Raw genomic sequence first — 21,350 nt, forward strand, 5'->3', positions numbered from 1 at the left:
GATGCGGGGGGCGAACTCGTCAGGCGGCGACGTCGACCGAAGGGGTGGCCGCGCCGTGGCGGCTCCTACCGCGGGTGAACAGGGCGCGCAGCATGCTCGGGCCCTCGCCGAGGGCGCCGGTGAGCCGGTCCAGGTAGATGGCCAGGACGACGACGGCGATGCCGCCCTCGAAGCCCTTGGCGACGTCCACCCGGTTGATGCCCTCCAGCACCTCGCCGCCGAGCCCGCCGGCGCCGACCATGCCCGCGATGACGACCATCGACAGCGACAGCATGATCAGCTGGTTGACGCCCGCCATGATCGACGGCATCGCGAGCGGGATCTGGATCCGGGTCAGGATCCGGTTCGGCGGCGTGCCGAACGCCTCGCCCGCCTCGACCATCTCCGGGTCGACGCCGCGGATGCCGAGCTCGGTCAGCCGCACCCCGGGCGGCATCGCGAAGATCACCGTCGCCACCACGCCCGGCACCGAGCCGATGCTGAAGAAGAAGATCGCCGGGATCAGGTAGACGAACGCCGGCATCGTCTGCATGAAGTCGAGGATCGGCCGGACGATCCGGCTCACCACATCGCTGCGCGCGGCCGCGATGCCGATCGGTATCGACAGCACCGTCGCCACCACCGCCGACACGAGCACCAGCGCCAGCGAGTCCATCGCGGACTCCCACAGCTCCATGCTGTCGATCAGCGTGAAACCGAGGATCGTGAACAGGCCCAGCTTCCAGCCGCTGATGAACAGCGCGATCAGGGCCAGCACCAGCGTCAGCGCCAACGGAGGCAGGACGTTCAGGACGTCCGTCAGCCCGTCGACCGACGTCTCGATCGCCGAACCGATCCCGTCGAACAGCCAGGACAGGTTGTCCGTGCACCAGGTCACCAGGCTGTCGAACCACTCGCCGACCGGAACCCGGGGCAGATCGACCGCCATCGTCTTACTCGCCGTCAACACTGCCACCCTCCTTCGTCAGCGCGAGCTCCGGCTCGGCGTCGTCCTCCTCGAGGACCTCGTCCGTATGCGAGTTGATCGCGCCGAGGGCCGCGAGCAGCGTCACCCGGGGGATGACGCCGAGCAGAATCCCGTCCTCGTCCGCGACAGGCACCGGCAGGTGGCTCTCCGCACACCGGGTGAACAGGTCCGCGACCGGGGTGTCCGGCGCCACGGGCTCCGGATCCTCCGGGTCGATCAGGCCGTCGAGCTTCTGGACGTTCTCCTGCACCGCGTCGGCGATCACCGTCGCGCGCACCCACCCGACCAGCTTGCGGTCGCGGCCGACCACGAACGCCGCCGACGTCTGGTGCTCGCGCATCGTCCGGAGCGCCGTCCGCGGCCCGGTCGACGCCGGCACCGTGACCAGCGGCTTCTCCATCACTGAGGAAGCCGTCAGCACTCTGGTACGGTCCACATCCGCGACGAACTGGGCGACGTAGTCGTTGGCCGGATCCGTGAGGATCTCCTCGGCCGTCCCGATCTGCACGATCCGCCCCTCGCGCATCACCGCGATGCGGTCGCCGATGCGCATGGCCTCGTTCAGGTCATGGGTGATGAAGACGATCGTCTTGCCGAACCGCCCCTGCAGGTCGAGGAGCAGGTCCTGGACCTCCCGGCGGATCAGCGGGTCCAGCGCGCTGAACGCCTCGTCCATCAGGATGATGTCGGTGCCGGCCGCGAGCGCCCGGGCGAGCCCGACGCGTTGCTTCATGCCGCCCGACAACTCGCCGGGAATCTTGTTCTCCCAGCCTTCGAGCCCGACCAGGGCCAGGAACTCGCGGGCCGTCTTCTCGCGTTCCTCCTTCGGGACACCGCGGACCTCCAGGCCGTACGCGGCGTTCGCCAGAACCGTCCGATGGGGGAACAGCGCGAAGTGCTGGAAGACCATGCTGATCTTGTTCTGCCGCAGCGCACGCAGCGCCTTCGGCGACAGCTTCGCGATGTCCTGGCCGTCGATCTCGACGCTTCCGGAGGTGACCCCGAGCAAACCGTTCAGCATCCGGATCAGGGTCGACTTCCCCGACCCCGACAGGCCCATGACCACGAAGATCTCGCCCTGCCGGACCTCGAACGTGGCGTCCACCACCGCCGGTGTGACGCCGAGGTCGCGGACCGCCTTCAGGCCGGCGCCCGCCTTGAGTTTCCGCTGTGCCTCAGCCGTTCTGCGGCCGAAGAGCTTGGTGACGCTTTCCGCGCGGAGTACTGACACGATCTCCTTCCGGGTTCCCACGTCGATGCGCGGAAACGGGTCGCCTCGATCCGGTCCAGGCGCCGGACGGTGACGAACTCATGCAAAGAGCGTGTCAACCAGACGCCAAAGCCATGCGTCGCCCGAAACTACCCGTCCGGAGAACATGTTTCATCTTTTGGTGAGTTCCGTCACGTTCGGGTCACGAACCGACTACACCTTCGTGCGATGAAAGTTCTGGTACGACCGGGACGGCGTCGGCCCCCGCTGGTCCTGGTACCGCGACCCGTACTTCGCCGATCCGTAGGGGTACTCCGCCGGTGAGCTCGTCCGGAACAGGCACATCTGCCCGATCTTCATCCCCGGCCACAACTTGATCGGCAGCGTCGCCACATTCGACAGCTCCAGCGTCACGTGCCCGCCGAACCCCGGATCGATCCACCCCGCCGTCGAGTGCGTCAGCAGCCCCAGCCTGCCGAGGCTCGACTTCCCCTCCAGCCGCGCGGCCAGATCGTCCGGCAACCCGAACACCTCATAGGTCGACGCGAGCACGAACTCCCCGGGATGCAGGACGAACGCCTCGTCGGCCTCGACCTCCACCAGCCGCGTCAGATCCGGCTGCTCCACCGCCGGATCGATGTGCGGATACCTGTGGTTCTCGAACACCCGGAAGTACCGGTCCAGCCGCACGTCCACACTGGACGGCTGAACCATCCCCGGCTCATACGGGTCGATCTTCACCCGCCCTGACTCGAGCTCGGCCCTGATGTCGCGATCGGAGAGCAGCACCCCAGAAAGCTATCCCACCCACGCCCCACCGCCGATCCGGTACAGTGTCCAAAGCACGGCGCCCTCAGCGCCCCACGCGGGTGTAGTTCAATGGTAGAACTTCAGCTTCCCAAGCTGACAGCGCGGGTTCGATTCCCGTCACCCGCTCACGCTAAAAGGCCCAGGCCAGGGACATGATCCCTGGCGCTGGGCCTTGATCGTTTCTGGGCGTGGAGCCCCATGGGCAATTAGCGGGCGATTAGGCCACGGGCACGAGCGTCCCGGCCGCCCCGTCGTCCCCCTCGTCCTCGTCCTGTTTCCGCTCCGCCTCCATCAGGGCATCGAACCCGTCCGCGATGGCGCGATCAGCGTTGTTCGACCGGTGCTGATACCGCAGCGCGGCCCGCTCGTTGTCGTGCCCCATCCGCGCCATCAGGTTCCGCAGCGAGACGCCCATATCAGCGGCAAGCGTGTTGCCGGTGTGCCTCAAGTCATGAAAGTGAAGGTTGGGAACTCCCAGAGCCTCCACGACGGGCTTCCACCGCGTGACCTTGTTGAACCCGCTTCGCCGCAGCGGCCCGCCCTTGATACCGGTGAAGACCAGGGCGTCATCTCCGGGCTCGGTGTACTTCTCCAGGTGTGCCACCAGGTCCGGCACGATGGCCGCCGGGATGGCCACGGTGCGCCGTCCGGCCTTGGACTTGGGAGGCCCGAGCAGCATCCTGCCGTTGGCCTGCTCGACGTACGCCGCACGTACCCGCACGGTCCGGTTCACGGTGTCGACGTCACACCGCCGGAGCGCTGTCACCTCACCCCATCGAAGACTTGCGAACGCAGCGAGCAGGATGAACGCCCGCAGCCGGTCATCCCGGATCACGTCCGCATGCCCATCCTCAGCGAGCTTCCACAGGGCCCGCTCGGCCGTGACCCGGGCGGCGAAGGTCTGCGGGAACCGCCGCATGACCCCGCCCTTGACCCGATAGCGCACGCGGTACTCGCCGGAGTCGAGCTGGCGGATGTTGCCGACCGGCCGCACGCCCACCCGTTCGGCCAACTCGAAGACTTGAGCCACGGTCAGCGTGGGACGTTCGGGCGCATCCTCAGTGCCGGCCCCGCGAACCTGGCACGGGTTGCGGGTCAGGAGCTTGTCCTCCACGACCGCCGTCATGAGCACGGCCCGCAACAGCCGGTACGCCTTGGCTGCCATGCTGGGCGACACCCCGGCATCGAGCAGCGCCGACCGCCAGTCACGAACCATGGCCGTGCTGAGCTTGCCGAGTTGGACGGCGCCCAGGTGCGGAGCGATGTGCTTCTTCAGCAGCCACCGGTACAGCTCGACCGTACGGGGGCGAAGGCCCGCTCGCTGGTCGATCCACTTCGCCGCGTACTCGCCGAGCTTTACCCTGGCGCGCTCCGGATCCGACCACTCTCCCCTGTAGATCTGCGTTTCCACCAGCGAGAGCCAGCGCTCGGCATCGCTCTTGCGCTCGAACGTCTCCGGCGCGAAATGGCGCTGGCCGGTCGGCCCGATGTAGCTCGCCTGATAGCGGCCGGAATCGCGCTTACGGATGTTGCCGAACCGGCGATGCCCAGCCTTGTTCCCCTTGGCCATTAGGCAGCCCTCCAGATGTCAGACGTGGTCATGGGCTCGACGAGGCCGCTCGCGATGAACTCGCGGAGAGCTGATTCAGGGATGCGGACGTGGCCGCGCTTGCCCGGTTCGCCGAGGCGGACGAAGCGGATCCGCCGCTCTGCGATGAGCCGCCGCGGGAACCGTTCGGAGGTCGACAGAACTTCTGCCGCCTCAGCGACGGTCAGCAGCCGTTCACGCAGGTTGATCGGGGACACATCGGCCTTTGCTTTGCTCATGCGGCTTTCCTGTCGGTCGTTGCGGGAGGCGGTAGGGGTCTTCCGGTGAGTGCGGCGGTGACGAGTGCTTCGCCGCGTGTGAGGCCCTGGCTGTGGAAGCGCCATTCGCCGACGGCGAGGACCAGGTCAGGGTCTTGGTCGTCGGGGGGCTGCCAGCCGGGGAACTGCTCGCGGACGTAGTCGATGCGCGCTTGTCGGAGTGCGCCGAGGGTGGTGGAGTACCGGCGGGATTTGGTGGAGAAGTGGCCCCGGAACCCGAGCATGTGAGCCCAGTGGACGAGCCGCAGGTCAGCGAATTCCTCCAGGGCACCCAAGCGGAGGCATTCGCTCATCAGCCGCCGGGCGTGCGGCGTGATCGGTAGCGCGGCAAGGTCGTCGGTGGGACGGAGCCGCCGGTCCAGGGTGCCGACGCATTCGGCTGCCTTGGTGGCGTATTTGGCGATGTAGCCCGCAACGGCCTGTTGGGTGAGGGTGCCCGATGAGGTGATGGTTCGGATGTCGACCTGTGCGCCCCAGGACAGCGACCGTTCCGGGATGCCGGGGGCGGCCGGTGTGGTGACCGAGACGGCGCCGGCGGCGTGCCGGACGGCGTCGGCCAGGAGCTCGACGTTCGCCCAGCCGGGCGGGGGTGTGGTCGGGCCGTCGGGGCCGTCGAAGCGGATGACGGCGTGGAAGTGGACGACGCCGCGCCGCTGGTATTCGGCGACCTTGGCGAAGGAGACGGCCAGGGCCTCTCGGAACTCCTTCTGTGTGAGCCCCGCAGTCTTGGCGAGGTAGCGGCGCAGCGCGAGGGTGAAGCGCCGCCACAGTTCCGGGGCCGTGGCGTTGAACAGCACCGACCCGGCGTAGTCATAGCAGTCGGGGCACAGCGGTTCCCCGAGCCGGGGGTCATCGGCGCCGTGCCGGACGCCGCAGGATGCCACGACGCCATGCGGGCAGGGCTTGGCGTTCCGACGGGGGTGGCAGCGCTCGACTCGTCCGCCGTTGCGTTCGCGGCGTGCGTGAACGGGACCGAAGGAGGGCGCGGTCAAGGTGACGAAGGCGGCCGGGTGTCCGGAGACGGTTTCGGGGATGCCTTTGCCACCGGCCAGGCCCGCGCGGATGAGCTGGTAGGTGTCGGCCCGGTAGATCTCGGCGCAGGCCGGGCACCGGGAAGCCCGCCGGGTCTTGCACGCCACCGGGAGCGCGCCGTCGGGTTCGCGGTCGGTGGAGTAGTGGTGCAGCAGTTCCCCGGTACCGGTGTGGACGTGATCGACGGTTCCGGTGAGGAAGACCGGCTGCGAGCAGCCGCCGGTGGCGCGGGCACGGGCCGCCCAACGCTCGAAGTCGGGCCGGTCGATGATCTTGGCCATCTGCCGGGCGTCCTGCGGTGTGACGACAGGGTGAGGCACGATGAAGGGGTCTCCTGACCGATACAGGCGGTAGAGGGGATGGCCCCCGACGTGGCGGCGTGACTTGGCGGTTGAGCAGCCACGCCGGGGGCGCTCAGGGCTATTGGCAGTTGCCGAGGCCCTGGCAGTGCGGGCAGGTGTCGCCGTAGGAGTCCAGGCCGGTCCCGCCGCAGTTGCAGCACTGCCACCACTGGCCGACCGGGGTGAGCGGACGCGGGAAGGTGATGGCCGATCCGGTCGCCGGGTCCTGGGTGGTGACCTCGTTTGACCCGCAGCCGGGGCACGAGGGGCCGCCGCGCAGGGTCAGCAGCGTTACCCAGCTCAGGCCGTCGGTGGTGACGTTGCAGGCACGGCACCGCAGCCGCCACTCCGTAACGCTGCCGGTGGCGTTGCCGGTGGTGTTGTCGAGGGCCATCAGGCGGCCTCACCATCGAGCGTCACGTTGTCGTCGTAGCTGCGTGCCGCGTAGTGCCGGGCCATCTGGTGAGCCGGGACGTGGACCACCTCGTAGGTGACCGGGCCGAAGTGCTTGCGGGCGATGTAGTGGCCGCCCTCTGGGGTCTGGTCGCAGACGGGGACGCCGAGCGCATCGGCGATGCGGTCGACTTCCGCGCGCTGGTGAAGGTCGGTCGCCTGGTCGGCGCTCACGCCGGAGGGGACGCTCAATCTCCAGCTGAATTGGGGGACGGGAACCGTCGGGTTTGCCTCCAGGAAGGCCGCCAGGTCACGAAGCCCTTCGATGGTGCGGTCACGGTGTGACCTCTCGTCGGCGGTCGGGCCGTCGGCGCTGGGGATGAGGTTCTGTCCAGTCATGGTGATCTCCTGAGCTGGTCTTTCAGGCGGCCGAGTTGCTTGGGGTCTGGTCGGCGCGGATTTGGCGGAGCAGGTCAGAGGCGAGCTGGTTGGACACGCCCAGCCGGGAACGGAGGGCGTCACGGGTGATCGGGCGTCCGTGCTTGTCCTCGTGCTCGTCGGCAACGCGGCGGGCGAAGTCCAGGAGCGGCGCGGCCGGGGAAGGAGCCGCCGGTTCAGGAGCCGACGCGGGCGGCGCAGGCTTAGGGGTCACCGCGGGGACAGGGATCTCTGTCTGTCCGTCCTGCTCGTTCGGTTCGTCCTGCTCGTCCTGGGCGGCCGGAAGTTCCGGGCGAGGATCGTCCGGGACAGGCGGGGGCGAGGAGGACGGAGCCAGGGACGGGGACGGAGTGTCCGGGTGCCCGAAGGACGGCGGGACGGGCGTGCGGTCCGAGGACGGGACGGCGGACGGCGCGGGACGGGAGCCGGACGCGCGACGTTCCAGCATGGAGACCGCGACGAGGAAGGCGCCGGCCGGAGTCGCCGCCGACAGCCAGCCCCACACCGACGTTTCCGCTTGCGCGAGGTTCGCGGCCAGCGAGAGCAGGATCCCGCCGACCAGGACCAGCGTCGGCCACGACAGCCGCGCCGCCTGGCGCGCAGTGCGCTTGTCACGCTGCCGCTCGCGGGCCGCCATCACGCACGTGAGGTCGATGCAGACCGCGACGGCCCAGGCCATCCAGCCGCCCTGACCATGCTCGGTCGCGGTGTCGCGGATGTGGGTGAAAGACCCCGCCGCCGCGATCCCCGCCAGGACCAGCACCGGCCCCGAGTCGGCCACCGCACCGGCCAGACGCCGAGTCACGCCGCCCGCCCAGGGATCTCGTCCGGCCGAGTGGCCTGCTTGTCGTCGGCCTGCTCGGCGTCGCAGGTGTGCACGTCGGCCCAGGCGTCGACCTCGGCCGCATCCGACGAGGCGAACGAGCGGACGCACCCCTTGCAGACCGCGACGTGCAGTTCCCCGAGCCCGCCCCAGCCGAACGCCTGCGGGAGGACCACCGAGGACCAGGACGAGGGCGAGGACGGCGAAGCGGTCGGGAGAGGACGGGGACGGTGACGCAGGACGATCATCATCAGGAGCCCTCCAGGGGCGTTTTCGACATGGGTCGGGTAGGGACGTGGCGTGATGTGGGTCCACGCCGGACCGAAGGGGAGAGAAGGAGAGGGGGTTACGCGGCGTCGATGGCGGGGGCGCCGCCGGTCAGGTCATCCCAGGACGGAGTGAGCGCGGCGAAGTCGCGGGCAGCCTGTTCCGCCGCTTCCTCGCTGACGTGCACGGCACGGGCGCGATGCCAACTGCCATCCTGTCCGGCGACCACCGCGACGCCGGGAGTCTCCGGGGCGATCGAACGGGCGACCTCCAGGGCGGCCGGGTCGAGGTCGCCGAGCGCCATGTTCGCGGTTTCGGGGTCGTTGACCCGGTGGCAGACCCGCCCGGAAAGCTGAGCACGCAGCGCGGTGACCCCAGGGCCGAGGTCGGAGCCGACGCGCTGTCCACAGATGATCAGGAAGACCCCGAACGCCCGACCGAGCTGGGCGACCCGCAGCAGCGCGGTACCGGTCTTGGCCACCTCGTCCTTCTCCGACTTGTCGGCCATCAGGAACAGCTCAGCCACCTCGTCCACCAAGGCGACGATCGGGACCGGCCGAACCGATTCGGGAAGCTTCCAGATGTCGCGGGCACCGTGCGCGCGGCACGTCGCCATCCGGGCCTCAACCTCGGCGACCAGCTCAGCCAGCAGATCCACCGATTCCTTACGCGTGGTGGCCAGCGCCGACAGCCGCGGGGCGTACGGGGTGAACTCCACACCGCCCTTGAGGTCGAAGCCGATGATGGCCACCGGCTGAGCGGCCAGAGCCTTGATGATGGCGTTGGCCAGGTTCGACTTCCCCGATTGGGTCGCCCCGACGATCATCCAGTGCGGCACCGTCCGGAAGTCGATCAGCCACACTTCCCCGTTCTCCAGCACGCCCGGGCGCACAACCAGCAACTCGGTAGCCTCGCCGGGCACGCTGACGAGCCTCAGCGGATCGCGCCGGGTGGCAAACAGCGTGATGCGGCCCGGCTTGTGCTCCAGGACCCGCACGCCGTGCACCCGCCAGGAGTGTGCGAACCGCTCAGCGACCTTGGCGAAGTCGTCGGGAATCTGACCGTCGAGCAGCTTCACCCGCAGCCGCCACCCGTAGGAGGTCGGCAGCATTAGCCCCAGCCGGGGAGCCTGCTCGACATCGACCCGCCGGACCCGCCGCTTCTGCTCGACCACCGTCGCCGCCGACCGCGCCGCAGGCCCCACGACCGGGATCGCATCCAGGGTGATGCGCCACGCACGCTTGCGCCGGGTGAGCTTGCAGCCCGACGCGACCGAACGCCAGGTGAGATACACCCGTACGACCCGGACCGGGAACCCGACCCCGTACCAGAACGACACCGGGTGGTACCGGCGCCAGGCCCAGAGCCCGGCCGCCGCAGCGGCCAGGACCCCGAGCACCAGATAGGCGGTTGCCTCGCTCATCTCAGGCAGCCGCCGCAGCCTCGCCGCCCACCGCGACGACCCGCTCAGCACGGAACGAGACGCCCGACCGCTTCTCACCGTTGATGGTCTGCTCCCAGAAGAAGCCGACCAGGCCGAGCGGCGTGACCACCTGTCCGAGCGTCAGCCCGGGGTCGCCGGTGACCGCGATGTTCAGCAGGTCCACGCGACCCGCCTCGTTCGCCGCCGACAGGCCGACCTGATAGACCGCCTCACCGTTCTTGTCGAGCTTGACCTCCCCCGTCTCCTGGTTCACCAGCTTCGGGCGTGCCGGCGACACGCACACGAACGACAGGGACGAGATGTCCACCGGGATGTTTCGCATGAACCCCTCCAGGGATCGACGTTGCTTACCTATATATGAAGGTACCTAGGTAAGTAGCGATGTCAAGCGGTAGACCGGAATTTTCTACAGGTACCTAGAGACCTAGGCGCAGGCGTACACTCCCTGACATGGCAAAAGGCCCGGTAGACCGACGCAAGCCGTACGTGCGGATCGCAGACGATCTGCGCCGTGACATCGCGTCCGGGGTCTATCCGGTGGGGGAGACCCTGCCCCCAGGCGCGAAGCTGGCCGATCAGTACGGCGTTTCCGGCATGACCGTCAGCAACGCCATAGCCGTCCTGCGCGAAGAGGGCTTGGTCACCACCCGGCAGGGAGCCAGAGGCGCAACCGTCATCGCGACCCCGGAAACGCAAGACACCGGAGCGGCCCCCTCGGAGCGGAGCGAGGAGTTCCGACTCCTCATCACTCAACTCCAGGACATCAGGGGCCAACTCCGGCGTTTGAGCGCCAGGCTCGACGACCTTGACGAAAGAACGAAGGACATCTAGGCCAAGGAACGTCCCTTGGCTGCGACCGTGAGAATCGGATCTGGCTCAGTTTCGGGAAGTGGTCACGGTCTTTGAAGAGTCACTCGATGGCGGAGACGTGGGAGGCGCCTTCCGGCTAGTCCCTCCGGACCGCGATCGCCGGCCGCAGTGGTGGCTTGTCCGCGTCTCGCTGTAAGCCTTGGTGGCTGCCGAGTTAACGGCGCAGCCACCGATCGCGCCCAGCTTCAACGGTAGGCTGCCATCGACGGAGCGGAGTAGGTCCCGGCTCCAGGCACGGTTTGCTCGGGAGACCAGTGGGTTCCGTCAGTGGTGAAGCTCCAGTGAATGGCGGGATCGTTCTCTCCTTTCCACGCCATGTAGAGCTTGCCGTTGAACTCTGCCAGTGTCGGTCGCCACGCACTCTTGAACGGCGTCGCTCTCTGCGCTGACCAACCGGCGGCGTTCTGGACGCTGTAGTACAACGTGCTGTCGGTTCCTCCGCCGACCCAGGCCATGACCAGCCAGTTGCCGAACGACGTCACTGCGGGCACGTCGCTGCTGATCCGATCGGTGAGCCCGATCGGCGATCCCCAGCCGTTGGTCCCAAGCGAGGACCAGTAAAAGTGCTGGTTGTCCCTACCTCGCCAGAACAGGTAGATAACTTCCCGGTGGTTCAAGAGCATGGGCGGGTGGTTGGAGGTGGCTCCGGGGACCGCCTCCGGTCTCGCATGTATCGAGTCCGTCGCATACCAGATCTGGCCACCGTCACTTACCCACGCCCCCATGGAGGTGGTGGACGAGTTAAGACGGGGTGGAGCGGCCAGCGACAGACCCCACTGGGACCGAATGTTCGCTACCTCGAACGGTGCACCGAAGCTGTTGTAGCCGTAGACATTGGAGCGGAACACCCTTTTCTCTGACGGAACTTCGCCCTTGAAGGTGAGGACGTTGTAGCCGTCGAAGATCCGCGAAACGAGCGGGTACGCGCCGGTCAAGGCCCCAGGAAGTTGCGCCTGCTCCCCCCAGACCCCGTCATCCTGCATGAGGCTGAAGAAGATGCGTCTGTCCGGGAAGTCCCGGCCTCGCCAGGCCAGGAGCAGGTGCTGAGCCATAGAGGTCACCTTTCGGGGTAAGCGAGGCTACTCGTGCGAGTCTCGCTGCTGCGAAACGGAGTTCCAAGTGCTCCTCTTGTTTAGAGGCCGTCAGCCTCGGGGTCCGTGGGCAGGTTTTCGGTTTGGGTGCGAGTCGGGCATACCCAGGGCAGCAAGCGGGTCATGCCGCGCTAGGTATGACCGCAACTGGTACTTGACATGATGTTCTGAAGTACAAGTACGCGACGGCAGAGCAGCGTGACCGCGAAGACCGCCCATGCACACGCCGACAGCGGCGCTGCCACGTGAGCTTGGCCCCCATCCGAAGTGCCTGCCCTCGCCGATGTCGAGAAGACTGTCGAGGCGGCAGGTCAGGTCGCTATCCATGCAATGCAGTACCGGCACAACGCTCAGGTGATCGCTTCCGTCGGAAGCCGCGGACGAAACCAGCGCGTCCCCGTAGCGCCATTGGGCGCGGGTCTATCAGGTCTCGTCCGTGCTCCCGGACGAGCGCATCGCCGACACCCACCGCCGCAGCACTGTCGTCACCCGCGATACCGCCAGGTCCAGATCCGAGCACGGCGCCAGCAGTTCCCCGGTGCTGGACCGGTACCACCATCCGCCGTCCCCGGCGGTAATGGTGATGCTTTCGCCCAGGCACGGCGCGCCGGGGAAGAACACGCGCAGGATGGGCAGCGTCTCGGAGTACCGGCGGTCAACCGTCCACCCCTGGCGCCGCAGCGCCCGCGCAAGCCGGTTGAGCAGTCGCCGTGCGGTCAGCGGCCGAGGCAGCGCGGCCAGTGCATCCGGGGGGATAGGCACCCGCCGCGCCGCCTCAGCCTCCCCCCGGACCGCCCCGAGATCGGAGGCGGCCCCGTCCGATGGTGGCGGGGGAGCCCAGGCCACCATCACCAGGCCCTTTTTATGACCGGACGGCCCGCACGCTCCCGCTCCTGCCTCAGTGCCTCACGCAGGGACGCCGAGTCCGAGCGGATCACCGTCGGGTCAACGCCGGCGGCCGGATCGTGCAACGTCGCCACCCAGTCACCGGGACGCCCGTCCCAACGCCGAGACCGCCAGATACGGTGACCGGTGAACTCCTCCTGGAGTTGGAGGAGCGCCGGGTCATTGATGTGCGCACGCGTTTCCATCGCAGGCTTCCTCATGTGAAGTCATTCATCTCAGGCCGCCCCGGTCTCGCGAGGCGGGAAGGCCGATTCGGCCCCGTGAACCCGAGCCGTGATCTGACGCGTCCGCGCGTGAAGTTCATCGAGTTCCGCAGCAATCTCGGCGAGTTCCGCGAGAAGAATCTGACGCTCTTCCTCAGTCAGCCCGACCGCCTTCTTCCTGATCATCGATGGACGTGCAGGGCTGATCTGAACGACGGCCGCCCGCCGGCTACTGGTCATCGCGCATCCCCCTGACCGGTGAACCGCACGAGCCGCTTGCGGAGTTCTGCCGCACTCTGCCCGTACAAGGCGCCCCACCCCGACCGAGTGGCGACCCACCGGCCGGAGCGCTCACGCGCGACCAGCCAGCCCGGGAAGTCAGCTTCCAAACCGCCCTGCAGACGCCGAACCAGCGCCGACGTGCCGGAATCGGTGGACTCGTTCACGAGGTCACCAGCTCAGCCCCACCCGGACGGACCTGCTCGGCAAGGCGGCGAGCGGCCCCGGGGATGTCGTTGACCGGGTGCTGACGGTCCGCCTGGTCCCAGGAGAAGTACCGGCCGGAGTAGCCGACGAAGACCCAGAGGAAGACGCCGCGCACGTCGGTGAAGACGGCAAGGCCCGCGACGTTCTCACGGAGTTCGGATCGGACCTCGTACTCGGTCAGCTCAGCCCGCAGACCCGCCAACAGTTCGATCTCGGGAGTGGTCTCGGTGTTCACACTCCCAAGGTGGCCGGGAGACGCGTCACATCGCATTACCGCCTGTATCGCATCCAGGACGGATCGTTCTCGCCTTGTCTCGTCTGATGCTCGTCTGTGTTACGTTACTGCCAGTCGGAAGGCTGGTAATGGCGAATCCCCCCGTACGGCTCAAGGTCCTTCTCCGTGAGAAGCACTGGCAGACGCACCAGACCTTTTGCGTCGAATACGACAAAGCGGCAAAGGGCATCGACTCTGACCTTGTCGGCAGCTGGCCCAGCCGGGCACAGTTCCACCGCTGGCTGAGCGGCGAACTAAAGGGGCTCCCGTACCCCCATCACTGTCGCGTTCTGGAGACGATGCTCCCCGGCTGGACGGCCGAACAGCTCTTCGAGCCATGCCCGCCCAAGGAGTCCAACCAGCCGCAGAGCAACCCCGACGAGCCCATGGCCTCAGACGTCGCCGAGCTACTCGCCACCCTTGAGCACCACATCGACACCCCCGAGACCGGCGAGATCAGTTGGGGCGCCACCGCTCGGACCATCCCAGCCGCCAAGGCCCGGCTTTCAGGGACGAGGGAGACCGCCAGCGACCACGCCCAGGACCTGGGCCGCAGACTCCTCCAACTCCAGCACGAACGCCGCTTGAACGACGCCGACATCACCGAGCTTGCCGGCCTGTCCGGTCACGTCGTCGAGCTGGCGAAGACGATCAACATTGAGATCGCCGAAGACGGCACCGCACGGCTGGAATACCGATTCGACATGCTGAACCTCGGCGACAAGTCGCAGGCCCGCGTGTCCCGCGAAGTCTGGTTCGAGCACACCACCGGCCCCCTTGCCATCAAGCCGGTCCCCGATATTGACCGGCGCATCGCCATCCAGCGCATCCACGACACGACCAACCTCGCCAAGTTCGCCTTTCAAATCTCGCCACCACTGCGGCCGGGGGAGTGGGCACGCGTCGGCTATGTCTGCGAGGCTGGGAAGTTCGACATGAACCACTACTGGCGCGAATCGATGCCCCGCTACTGCCGCCGCTACGAGATCAACGTCAGGCAACGCAACATCGACATCGCAGGCTGTACCGCCACCGAGGAACACCCGGACGGTTCGGAGAACTCCGCCACAGATAGCCTCGTTTGGGACATCGACGGCAAGGACGCCGTCATGACCTTGACCCGTGACCACCTTCGCCCGAACCAGGCCGTGACGCTGCGCTGGGAAGTGATCCGTGAACCTGCGTGACGAGATCGAAACGACCCTACGATCCTGGCACGCATACGAAACCGGCCGCGGAGCCGTATCCGTCATCGACTTCGATTGCGCCCCCACCATCGAGGCCATCGCCCCAGCTACCAGCCGCCTAGCGGTCTATCAGCGCCTCACCGACCTCCACGCCCAGGCCGCCGAAGCCGGAGCCGACCGCCTCACCGCCCGCCTGACCGCAGATCTCGCCTACCTCGGCGCCCTCCTGGGCGAACACCCACCCCTGAACGACTACGTGCAGGCCACTCAGGGATGCCCCGCCGCTGGATGGCAGGACGGCTACATCACCCACCGCGGCGACCAGGCCCGCCAAGCACTCGCCGCCCTGGGCATCGGGTGGGGACCCGACACCGCCCGCGACCTCACCGGCGTCGAAGGCCCCATCGAGACCGACGAGGCGCCCGACGCGATCCGTCAGGCCGCCGCCGACTACGAGACCGCCGTCCGCCAGATCACCGGCAGCACGGCCCCGTTCAACCTGACCATCGAGGCCACCGAAGTCGATGCCTACTGGTCGTACTGGCTGGACGGTGCCGGCAACAAGGTCCGGCTCCGTCTCAACCTCCGCCGCGCCAGCTTCACCAAGGTCGCTGCCCGCCAATTCGCCCTGCACGAGGTCCTCGGCCACGGCCTCCAGGGCGCGAGCTGGTCAGCCCGAGCTGCCGCCGAAGAGGTCCCCTGGGTCCGCCTGATGTCGGTCCACGCCCCGCAACAAGTCCTCCTAGAAGGACTTGCCCAAGCGCTCCCCCTGTTCGTTGCTCCCGACGACGAGCTACTGGCCACCCGCACCAAGTTCGACCACTACACCCAACTCGTCCGCGCCGAGCTACATGTAGCCCTCAACCAAGGCGCGAGCATCGCCGAACTGGCCGATCACGCACGCTTCCGCATGCCCTGGACCACAGACGCAGCAATCGCCGACGTCCTCACCGACCGCGGAGCCAACCCCCAACTCCGCTCCTACCTGTGGGCCTACCCCGCCGGAATCGACTGGTTCGCCAACCTCGCCGAGGCCGACAGCACAACCAGAACGACCGTCCTCCAGGCCGCCTACCGAGACCCGCTGACACCCACGGACCTAGCAGCCCTCTGGCCAGCGGGCCCGACCATCGGCGGCCAAGGCACCTAAAACCCAAGGTTAGCTAGGGCACCCGCCCGCCGGATGAGGACTTTCTTTACGTCTTCAAGGGCGCCCGCAGGCGGGCGCCAGCCGGTTCGGCCGGGGCGGGCGTGCGGCCTCTCCGGGCCGGTCCCGCCCCGACCGACCGGCCTGTGACACGCTAGAACTTACCGAAGCCACTGAGGTGGATCCTCACCCGTGACTTGACGCCAGGTAGCAGTGACCGCACTGGCATCCTGCGCATGGGCCTGCCGGAGCAACTCGGTGCAGGCGCGTGCCAGTTCCGGTAGATCACGATCTACAGCAATCGAGAGTCCCTCGATGAGGTATCGCGTTCCTTTCTCGACTCGATCCAGGTCAACCAATGCCCTTCCCAGCACAGCAAGACTTGTGGCCAGGCTGGGTAGGAAGGCGTCGGGGTGGGCCTCGGCGAGCGCGCGGCGGATCTGGACGGCTTCGGTGATGGCCTCCAGTGCCTCCTCCCGCCGACCCAGGTCCGACAGGCACCCGGACTGGTTGTTCAGTGACATGGCCAGGTCGGGTAGGAAGGCGTCGGGGTGGGCCTCGGCGAGCGTGCGGTAGACCGCAGCGGCTTCGGTGATGGCCTCCAGTGCCTCCTCCCGCCGACCCAGGTCCGACAGGCGGTTGGACTGGTTGTTCAGTGAGCCGGCCAGGTCGGGTAGGAAGGCGTCGGGGTGGGCCTCGGCGAGCGTGCGGTAGACCGCAGCGGCTTCGGTGATGGCCTCCAGTGCCTCCTCCCGCCGACCCAGGTCCGACAGGCGGTTGGACTGGTTGTTCAGTGACATGGCCAGGTCGGGTAGGAAGGCGTCGGGGTGGGCCTCGGCGAGCGTGCGGCGGATCTGGACGGCTTCGGTGATGGCCTCCAGTGCCTCCTCCCGCCGACCCAGGTCCGACAGGCGGTTGGACTGGTTGTTCAGTGACATGGCCAGGCTGGGTAGGAAGGCGTCGGGGTGGGCCTCGGCGAGCGCGCGGCGGATCTGGACGGCTTCGGTGATGGCCTCCAGTGCCTCCTCCCGCCGACCCAGGTCCGACAGGCACCCGGACTGGTTGTTCAGTGACATGGCCAGGTCGGGTAGGAAGGCGTCGGGGTGGGCCTCGGCGAGCGTGCGGTAGACCGCAGCGGCTTCGGTGATGGCCTCCAGTGCCTCCTCCCGCCGACCCAGGTCCGACAGGCGGTTGGACTGGTTGTTCAGTGAGCCGGCCAGGTCGGGTAGGAAGGCGTCGGGGTGGGCCTCGGCGAGCGTGCGGCGGATCTGGACGGCTTCGGTGATGGCCTCCAGTGCCTCCTCCCGCCGACCCAGGTCCGACAGGCGGTTGGACTGGTTGTTCAGTGACATGGCCAGGTCGGGTAGGAAGGCGTCGGGGTGGGCCTCGGCGAGCGTGCGGCGGATCTGGACGGCTTCGGTGATGGCCTCCAGTGCCTCCTCCCGCCGACCCAGGTCCGACAGGCGGTTGGACTGGTTGTTCAGTGACATGGCCAGGTCGGGTAGGAAGGCGTCGGGGTGGGCCTCGGCGAGCGTGCGGCGGACCGCAGCGGCTTCGGTGATGGCCTCCAGTGCCTCCTCCCGCCGACCCAGGTCCGACAGGCACCCGGACTGGTTGTTCAGTGAGCCGGCCAGGTCGGGTAGGAAGGCGTCGGGGCGGGCCTCGGCGAGCGCGCGGCGGATCTGGACGGCTTCGGTGATGGCCTCCAGTGCCTCCTCCCGCCGACCCAGGTCCGACAGGCGGTTGGACTGGTTGTTCAGTGAGCCGGCCAGGTCGGGTAGGAAGGCGTCGGGGTGGGCCTCGGCGAGCGCGCGGCGGACCGCAGCGGCTTCGGTGATGGCCTCCAGTGCCTCCTCCCGCCGACCCAGGTCCGACAGGCACCCGGACTGGTTGTTCAGTGACATGGCCAGGTCGGGTAGGAAGGCGTCGGGGTGGGCCTCGGCGAGCGTGCGGTGGACCGCAGCGGCTTCGGTGATGGCCTCCAGTGCCTCCTCCCGCCGACCCAGGTCCGACAGGCGGTTGGACTGGTTGTTCAGTGACATGGCCAGGTCGGGTAGGAAGGCGTCGGGGTGGGCCTCGGCGAGCGTGCGGTGGACCGCAGCGGCTTCGGTGATGGCCTCCAGTGCCTCCTCCCGCCGACCCAGGTCCGACAGGCGGTTGGACTGGTTGTTCAGTGACATGGCCAGGTCGGGTAGGAAGGCGTCGGGGTGGGCCTCGGCGAGCGTGCGGTGGACCGCAGCGGCTTCGGTGATGGCCTCCAGTGCCTCCTCCCGCCGACCCAACTGGGCCAGGACGACAGCGAGTTGTCCGCTCCAGCGGGCGATGTCGGCAGGGTCGGCGTCAGCAGGCAGGAGCGCCCGAACCCGGCGGGTGACCACCGCGTCAGCAGTCGCCAGCGCCACCGTGGGATAAGGGATCTGCCCGGCGATGTGCTGAAGGTCTTCCACTCGGGCCGGAACATCCTCCAAAGCACCGGCCAAAAGGTCACCCAGCCGGGTACCGGTCTGGACGGCGGCCACGATCGCCGCATCGGCCAAGCCCATGAGGTTCTGCCGCAGCACCTGGTCAAGCAGCTCAGGGGCACGGTCATGATGAGCGCAGGCGCGGGTCAGCACCGTCAACGCCTGGACCGCCCGGGGCAACTCCAAGTCGGTGTAACAGGCCCCGCGCAACAACTCGTGTCCGGCGAGCTGGTCGGTGGCATGTCGCTCGGCCAAGAGATCCGGCCGCAACACATCCACCCGTTCGCCCTCACCGGGATACAGCTGCCGCAGCCACCGCGCCAGCGCTCCCACCCGCTCCTCATCGGCGACCGCCAAGTCCGGGACACGCCGGATCACCTGCCGGACCGCGGCCTCCTCACCCTCTTGAGCGTCCAGCAGCAGCACGGCCGCCGCGATCACCTGTTGCAAAACTGGCAGAGCTACCGTCAGCCCGGCCTGTGCCTCCCCTCGTAGCGTGGAGACCTGAACCAGAGAGATGGTTGGGTCGTGGGAGACAAGAGACGCCGGTTCGATCCGGAGTTCCGTGAGGGAGCGGTGCGGATCGTCAAGGAGACCGGCAAGCCCGTCGCGCAGGTCGCGCGGGATCTGGGGATCAACCCCTACACGCTGCACAACTGGATGAAGGTCGACCGTGAGCGGGAGGCCGCGGGCGAGGCGTTGCGCGGGTCCGAGCGTGAGGAGCTGGCTCGGCTGCGCCGGCAGAAGGCCGAGTGGGCCAAGGAACGCGCTGAGCTTGAGATGGAGCGTGAGGTGCTCAAGCGATCAGTGGTCCTGTGGGTGAAGGACTCGATGAACCGGTGATCGTCGCGGAGTTCATCGCGTCCTGCAGGACCGAGCACGGCATCCCGCACGCGATCGCCTGCCGGGCCCTTGAGGTCTCGCAGTCCTGGTTCTACAAGCACATCAACCGCGCCCCGACCGCGCGCGAGCAGCGGCGGGCCCGGCTGGACGAGGCGATCAAGCGGCTGTTCACCGCCTCGGGCGGCACCTACGGCAGCCCGCGGATCACCGATGATCTGCGGGAGGAGGGCTGGAGGGTCTCGGTCAACACCGTTGCCGTGCGGATGGCCGAGCTCGGTCTGGCCGGGCGTCCGCCGGGGCGGCGGCGGTCGTTGACCCGGCCGGGACGTCGGCCGGCCGCGCCCGACCTGGTGCGCCGCAGCTTCACCGCCGTGGCGCCGGATCTGCTGTGGTGCGGGGACGTGACGCAGATCGACACCGACGAGGGACCGCTGTATCTGGCCACGGTCGAGGACCTGTTCTCGCGCCGGATGCTCGGCCACGCCATGAGCGAGCACCACGATGCGGCCCTGGCGGTGGCGTCGCTGCAGATGGCGGCCGCGACCAGAGGCGGTGACGTGGACGGGGTGATCTTCCATACCGACCGCGGATCGGAGTACACCGCGGCCCGCACGGCCGCGGCCTGCCGCGCCCTGGGCGTGGTGCAGTCGATGGGCCGGGTCGGCTGCGCGCTGGACAACGCCGCCGCCGAGGCGTTCAACAGCACTCTGAAGGTCGAGTTCGTCCACCGGCACCGCTTCACCACCCGCGCCGAGGCCCGCATCAAGGTCGCGACCTGGATCGCCGACTTCTACAACACCAGCCGCAGGCACAGCGCCAACGACGGGCTCGCCCCGATCACGTTCGAGCGTCAGATGGCAGAAACCCGCAGAGCATCAACGGCCCAGCTCAGGGCCGAAGTGGCATAACACCGTCTCCACGCTTTGAGGGGATTGACAGCCTGCCGGGCGGTCTTGTCCCACAACCGACGCTCATGCCCCAGCAGCCGATCCAGGACCCCCAAATCTGCCGCCGCCCGCCCCCCGCGACTGCCCTGCTCGTCATCCAGCACCGCCACCAGCGCCGCCGCATGCAACACCAGCACCGGCAGCCGCACCGCCGAGTCAACCGTGAACCTGACCTGCGGGACTGGCCGCCCCCGCGCCGCCGCATAAAACGGCAACGCCTCCTCGATCACCTGGACGTCGTCGCGCTGATCGTCCAGCGCCGCCGTCAACTCCAACACCGGGGTCCGCGCCGCCAGCGCCCGCGTCGCGTCCGACTCGGTGTCCAGCACGGTCCACCACTCCCCGGCCTGCCGGGCCAGCAGCAGCACCCGCAACCCGCGCGCATCCCCCATCGCCTCACGTGCCGCCACCTCGGCCAACATCGCCGCCAGTTCCGGGCGGGTCTCGGCGTAGTCGACCAGTAGCAACACCCGCTGGCCCACCCGGCCCGCCGCTTTCACCGCCGCGACCTCACCCCCCGGCTTGACCGTCTGGCACTCCCACTGGTCAAACGGCAGCGACTCGGCCAGCCGCAGCCCCAGCCGGGTCTTGCCCACCCCGCCCCGCCCGGTCACCAGCCATACCGGACACACCACCTCACTGGCACACCACGCCCGTAACCGCGCCAGCTCATCCTCACGTCCGATGAACTCGACCACCGCACGCTCGGGCCGCAGCAACCCCGCCACACTCTGATCAGACGCGACCAGCTCACGGGTCGTGACCAGGGCGCGTCGGCGCGCCTCCCACTCCGCCACGGCCGCCTGCCGGTCCTCCGCGATCTTGCGGCGGGCAGTGATCACCTCACTGACGTATGAGCCGGCGGCCCCCGCCGCGATCGCTCCCAGCACCCCCAGAAGCGCCCGCACCGCCAACGGCCATGACTCCGGCAGCATCGGCACCGCGGCTGCCACCACACCTGCCGCTACCAGAAGCAGCACAAACCAGACCAGCCGCCCACGGCCCCCGCTCCTCATGACCCCAGCATCACCGGTAACCAAGACCAACACGCCCGAACCACACCAACACATCGGTCGTGGCCCAACATGGCCGGATCACCCCCCGGCGCACCACCAGACAGCACATCTGCGAGCAAGATAGACCGGCTCACCCAATCGTCGTGGACGGGAGCCTCCACCAGACCCGGGGTGGCCCATCCCTGTCAGGTAGGGGCGATCGCGACACGCCAGCGATCAGGCGGGTTGGACGAGCCCGAAGCGAGGGGCTTCGCAGCCCCCAGCCCCCCGCGCACCGGAGCACTCGTTCGCGCGAAACTGCCTGTCACACCTTGACCGCCGTTCGCG

23 protein-coding genes, 1 tRNA gene and 1 pseudogene are annotated in these 21,350 nt (G+C 68.3%); 6 read left to right on the top strand and 19 right to left on the bottom strand.

The window, feature by feature from the left end:
* Positions 1-19: 19 nt before the first annotated feature.
* The 3 genes and pseudogenes from ACQPXG_RS02275 to dcd all read right to left on the bottom strand — a co-directional run.
* A pseudogene (locus tag ACQPXG_RS02275) lies at positions 20-772 on the bottom strand (ABC transporter permease); the annotation flags it as partial.
* Between the two features lie 160 nt (positions 773-932).
* Positions 933-2,198, bottom strand: a complete 1,266-nt coding sequence (locus ACQPXG_RS02280) for a quaternary amine ABC transporter ATP-binding protein (protein ID WP_433465921.1) — start codon at positions 2,196-2,198, stop codon at positions 933-935.
* Positions 2,199-2,390: 192 nt separating this feature from the next.
* Positions 2,391-2,966, bottom strand: a complete 576-nt coding sequence (gene dcd / locus ACQPXG_RS02285) for a dCTP deaminase (protein ID WP_433465922.1) — start codon at positions 2,964-2,966, stop codon at positions 2,391-2,393.
* A gap of 76 nt (positions 2,967-3,042) precedes the next feature.
* Here dcd and ACQPXG_RS02290 point away from each other — a divergent pair.
* Positions 3,043-3,113, top strand: a tRNA-Gly gene (locus ACQPXG_RS02290).
* A 91-nt stretch (positions 3,114-3,204) separates the two neighbouring features.
* On the opposite strand, the gene ACQPXG_RS02295 is transcribed toward ACQPXG_RS02290, so the two are convergent.
* From ACQPXG_RS02295 to ACQPXG_RS02335, 9 genes are all read right to left on the bottom strand, one after another.
* Positions 3,205-4,557 (bottom strand): tyrosine-type recombinase/integrase, encoded by a 1,353-nt coding sequence (locus ACQPXG_RS02295; protein ID WP_433465923.1) that lies wholly within the window; start codon positions 4,555-4,557, stop codon positions 3,205-3,207.
* Positions 4,557-4,814 (bottom strand): excisionase family DNA-binding protein, encoded by a 258-nt coding sequence (locus ACQPXG_RS02300; RefSeq protein ID WP_433465924.1) that lies wholly within the window; start codon positions 4,812-4,814, stop codon positions 4,557-4,559. The genes ACQPXG_RS02295 and ACQPXG_RS02300 overlap by 1 nt, the downstream gene beginning before the upstream one ends.
* On the bottom strand, positions 4,811-6,205 hold the full coding sequence (locus ACQPXG_RS02305) for a replication initiator (RefSeq protein WP_433465925.1): 1,395 nt from the start codon (positions 6,203-6,205) through the stop codon (positions 4,811-4,813). Before ACQPXG_RS02305 ends, ACQPXG_RS02300 begins: the two co-directional genes overlap by 4 nt.
* Before the next feature lie 100 nt (positions 6,206-6,305).
* A complete protein-coding gene (locus ACQPXG_RS02310) occupies positions 6,306-6,620 on the bottom strand; it encodes a hypothetical protein (RefSeq protein ID WP_433465926.1) in 315 nt (104 codons plus the stop codon).
* On the bottom strand, positions 6,620-7,018 hold the full coding sequence (locus ACQPXG_RS02315) for a hypothetical protein (protein ID WP_433465927.1): 399 nt from the start codon (positions 7,016-7,018) through the stop codon (positions 6,620-6,622). Before ACQPXG_RS02315 ends, ACQPXG_RS02310 begins: the two co-directional genes overlap by 1 nt.
* A 22-nt stretch (positions 7,019-7,040) precedes the next feature.
* The gene (locus tag ACQPXG_RS02320; protein WP_433465928.1) at positions 7,041-7,862 is read right to left on the bottom strand and encodes a DUF2637 domain-containing protein; all 822 of its coding nucleotides are present in this window, start codon (positions 7,860-7,862) and stop codon (positions 7,041-7,043) included.
* On the bottom strand, positions 7,859-8,131 hold the full coding sequence (locus ACQPXG_RS02325; protein ID WP_433465929.1) for a hypothetical protein: 273 nt from the start codon (positions 8,129-8,131) through the stop codon (positions 7,859-7,861). The genes ACQPXG_RS02320 and ACQPXG_RS02325 overlap by 4 nt, the downstream gene beginning before the upstream one ends.
* A gap of 95 nt (positions 8,132-8,226) precedes the next feature.
* Positions 8,227-9,570, bottom strand: a complete 1,344-nt coding sequence (locus ACQPXG_RS02330; RefSeq protein WP_433465930.1) for an FtsK/SpoIIIE domain-containing protein — start codon at positions 9,568-9,570, stop codon at positions 8,227-8,229.
* A 1-nt stretch (position 9,571) separates the two neighbouring features.
* Positions 9,572-9,913: a hypothetical protein gene (locus ACQPXG_RS02335; RefSeq protein WP_433465931.1), complete on the bottom strand. Its 342-nt coding sequence runs from the start codon at positions 9,911-9,913 to the stop codon at positions 9,572-9,574.
* Between the two features lie 128 nt (positions 9,914-10,041).
* Between ACQPXG_RS02335 and ACQPXG_RS02340 the strand changes: the two genes are divergently transcribed.
* The gene (locus tag ACQPXG_RS02340) at positions 10,042-10,422 is read left to right on the top strand and encodes a GntR family transcriptional regulator (RefSeq protein ID WP_433465932.1); all 381 of its coding nucleotides are present in this window, start codon (positions 10,042-10,044) and stop codon (positions 10,420-10,422) included.
* Between the two features lie 224 nt (positions 10,423-10,646).
* Here the strand turns inward: ACQPXG_RS02340 and ACQPXG_RS02345 are convergent, their stop codons facing one another.
* From ACQPXG_RS02345 to ACQPXG_RS02365, 5 genes are all read right to left on the bottom strand, one after another.
* Positions 10,647-11,513 carry a hypothetical protein gene (locus tag ACQPXG_RS02345; protein ID WP_433465933.1) on the bottom strand — a complete coding sequence of 289 codons (867 nt, stop codon included), beginning with the start codon at positions 11,511-11,513 and terminating at the stop codon, positions 10,647-10,649.
* Between the two features lie 462 nt (positions 11,514-11,975).
* Positions 11,976-12,314 carry a hypothetical protein gene (locus tag ACQPXG_RS02350; RefSeq protein WP_433465934.1) on the bottom strand — a complete coding sequence of 113 codons (339 nt, stop codon included), beginning with the start codon at positions 12,312-12,314 and terminating at the stop codon, positions 11,976-11,978.
* An 86-nt stretch (positions 12,315-12,400) separates the two neighbouring features.
* On the bottom strand, positions 12,401-12,643 hold the full coding sequence (locus ACQPXG_RS02355; RefSeq protein ID WP_433465935.1) for a hypothetical protein: 243 nt from the start codon (positions 12,641-12,643) through the stop codon (positions 12,401-12,403).
* A gap of 30 nt (positions 12,644-12,673) precedes the next feature.
* Positions 12,674-12,901 (bottom strand): hypothetical protein, encoded by a 228-nt coding sequence (locus ACQPXG_RS02360; RefSeq protein WP_433465936.1) that lies wholly within the window; start codon positions 12,899-12,901, stop codon positions 12,674-12,676.
* A gap of 202 nt (positions 12,902-13,103) precedes the next feature.
* On the bottom strand, positions 13,104-13,382 hold the full coding sequence (locus ACQPXG_RS02365; protein ID WP_433465937.1) for a hypothetical protein: 279 nt from the start codon (positions 13,380-13,382) through the stop codon (positions 13,104-13,106).
* A gap of 128 nt (positions 13,383-13,510) precedes the next feature.
* On the opposite strand from ACQPXG_RS02365, the gene ACQPXG_RS02370 reads away from it, so the two are divergent.
* Both ACQPXG_RS02370 and ACQPXG_RS02375 read left to right on the top strand, forming a co-directional pair.
* Positions 13,511-14,608, top strand: coding sequence for a hypothetical protein (locus ACQPXG_RS02370; RefSeq protein ID WP_433465938.1), 1,098 nt, complete (start codon positions 13,511-13,513; stop codon positions 14,606-14,608).
* A complete protein-coding gene (locus ACQPXG_RS02375) occupies positions 14,595-15,758 on the top strand; it encodes a hypothetical protein (protein ID WP_433465939.1) in 1,164 nt (387 codons plus the stop codon). Before ACQPXG_RS02370 ends, ACQPXG_RS02375 begins: the two co-directional genes overlap by 14 nt.
* 158 nt (positions 15,759-15,916) lie before the next feature.
* On the opposite strand, the gene ACQPXG_RS02380 is transcribed toward ACQPXG_RS02375, so the two are convergent.
* The gene (locus ACQPXG_RS02380) at positions 15,917-18,658 is read right to left on the bottom strand and encodes a tetratricopeptide repeat protein (RefSeq protein WP_433465940.1); all 2,742 of its coding nucleotides are present in this window, start codon (positions 18,656-18,658) and stop codon (positions 15,917-15,919) included.
* Between the two features lie 87 nt (positions 18,659-18,745).
* On the opposite strand from ACQPXG_RS02380, the gene ACQPXG_RS02385 reads away from it, so the two are divergent.
* Entirely contained in the window at positions 18,746-19,060 is a 315-nt protein-coding gene (locus ACQPXG_RS02385; protein ID WP_433461962.1) for a transposase, read from the top strand.
* Entirely contained in the window at positions 19,057-19,968 is a 912-nt protein-coding gene (locus ACQPXG_RS02390) for an IS3 family transposase (protein ID WP_433464066.1), read from the top strand. Before ACQPXG_RS02385 ends, ACQPXG_RS02390 begins: the two co-directional genes overlap by 4 nt.
* On the opposite strand, the gene ACQPXG_RS02395 is transcribed toward ACQPXG_RS02390, so the two are convergent.
* Entirely contained in the window at positions 19,911-21,023 is a 1,113-nt protein-coding gene (locus ACQPXG_RS02395; RefSeq protein WP_433465941.1) for a hypothetical protein, read from the bottom strand. The genes ACQPXG_RS02390 and ACQPXG_RS02395 overlap by 58 nt on opposite strands.
* Positions 21,024-21,350: the final 327 nt, after the last annotated feature.

This window comes from Spirillospora sp. CA-128828, assembly GCF_050945415.1.
Lineage (GTDB): Bacteria > Actinomycetota > Actinomycetes > Streptosporangiales > Streptosporangiaceae > Spirillospora.

Bases quoted from the DNA above. Each gene is read 5' to 3' on its own strand.
- ACQPXG_RS02395 (WP_433465941.1), bottom strand. From the start codon at position 21,023: ATGAGGAGCGGGGGCCGTGGGCGGCTGGTCTGGTTTGTGCTGCTTCTG.
- ACQPXG_RS02325 (WP_433465929.1), bottom strand. From the start codon at position 8,131: ATGATGATCGTCCTGCGTCACCGTCCCCGTCCTCTCCCGACCGCTTCG.
- ACQPXG_RS02300 (WP_433465924.1), bottom strand. From the start codon at position 4,814: ATGAGCAAAGCAAAGGCCGATGTGTCCCCGATCAACCTGCGTGAACGG.
- ACQPXG_RS02315 (WP_433465927.1), bottom strand. From the start codon at position 7,018: ATGACTGGACAGAACCTCATCCCCAGCGCCGACGGCCCGACCGCCGAC.
- ACQPXG_RS02330 (WP_433465930.1), bottom strand. From the start codon at position 9,570: ATGAGCGAGGCAACCGCCTATCTGGTGCTCGGGGTCCTGGCCGCTGCG.
- ACQPXG_RS02335 (WP_433465931.1), bottom strand. From the start codon at position 9,913: ATGCGAAACATCCCGGTGGACATCTCGTCCCTGTCGTTCGTGTGCGTG.
- ACQPXG_RS02310 (WP_433465926.1), bottom strand. From the start codon at position 6,620: ATGGCCCTCGACAACACCACCGGCAACGCCACCGGCAGCGTTACGGAG.
- ACQPXG_RS02340 (WP_433465932.1), top strand. From the start codon at position 10,042: ATGGCAAAAGGCCCGGTAGACCGACGCAAGCCGTACGTGCGGATCGCA.
- ACQPXG_RS02370 (WP_433465938.1), top strand. From the start codon at position 13,511: ATGGCGAATCCCCCCGTACGGCTCAAGGTCCTTCTCCGTGAGAAGCAC.
- ACQPXG_RS02360 (WP_433465936.1), bottom strand. From the start codon at position 12,901: ATGACCAGTAGCCGGCGGGCGGCCGTCGTTCAGATCAGCCCTGCACGT.
- ACQPXG_RS02345 (WP_433465933.1), bottom strand. From the start codon at position 11,513: ATGGCTCAGCACCTGCTCCTGGCCTGGCGAGGCCGGGACTTCCCGGAC.
- ACQPXG_RS02355 (WP_433465935.1), bottom strand. From the start codon at position 12,643: ATGGAAACGCGTGCGCACATCAATGACCCGGCGCTCCTCCAACTCCAG.
- ACQPXG_RS02295 (WP_433465923.1), bottom strand. From the start codon at position 4,557: ATGGCCAAGGGGAACAAGGCTGGGCATCGCCGGTTCGGCAACATCCGT.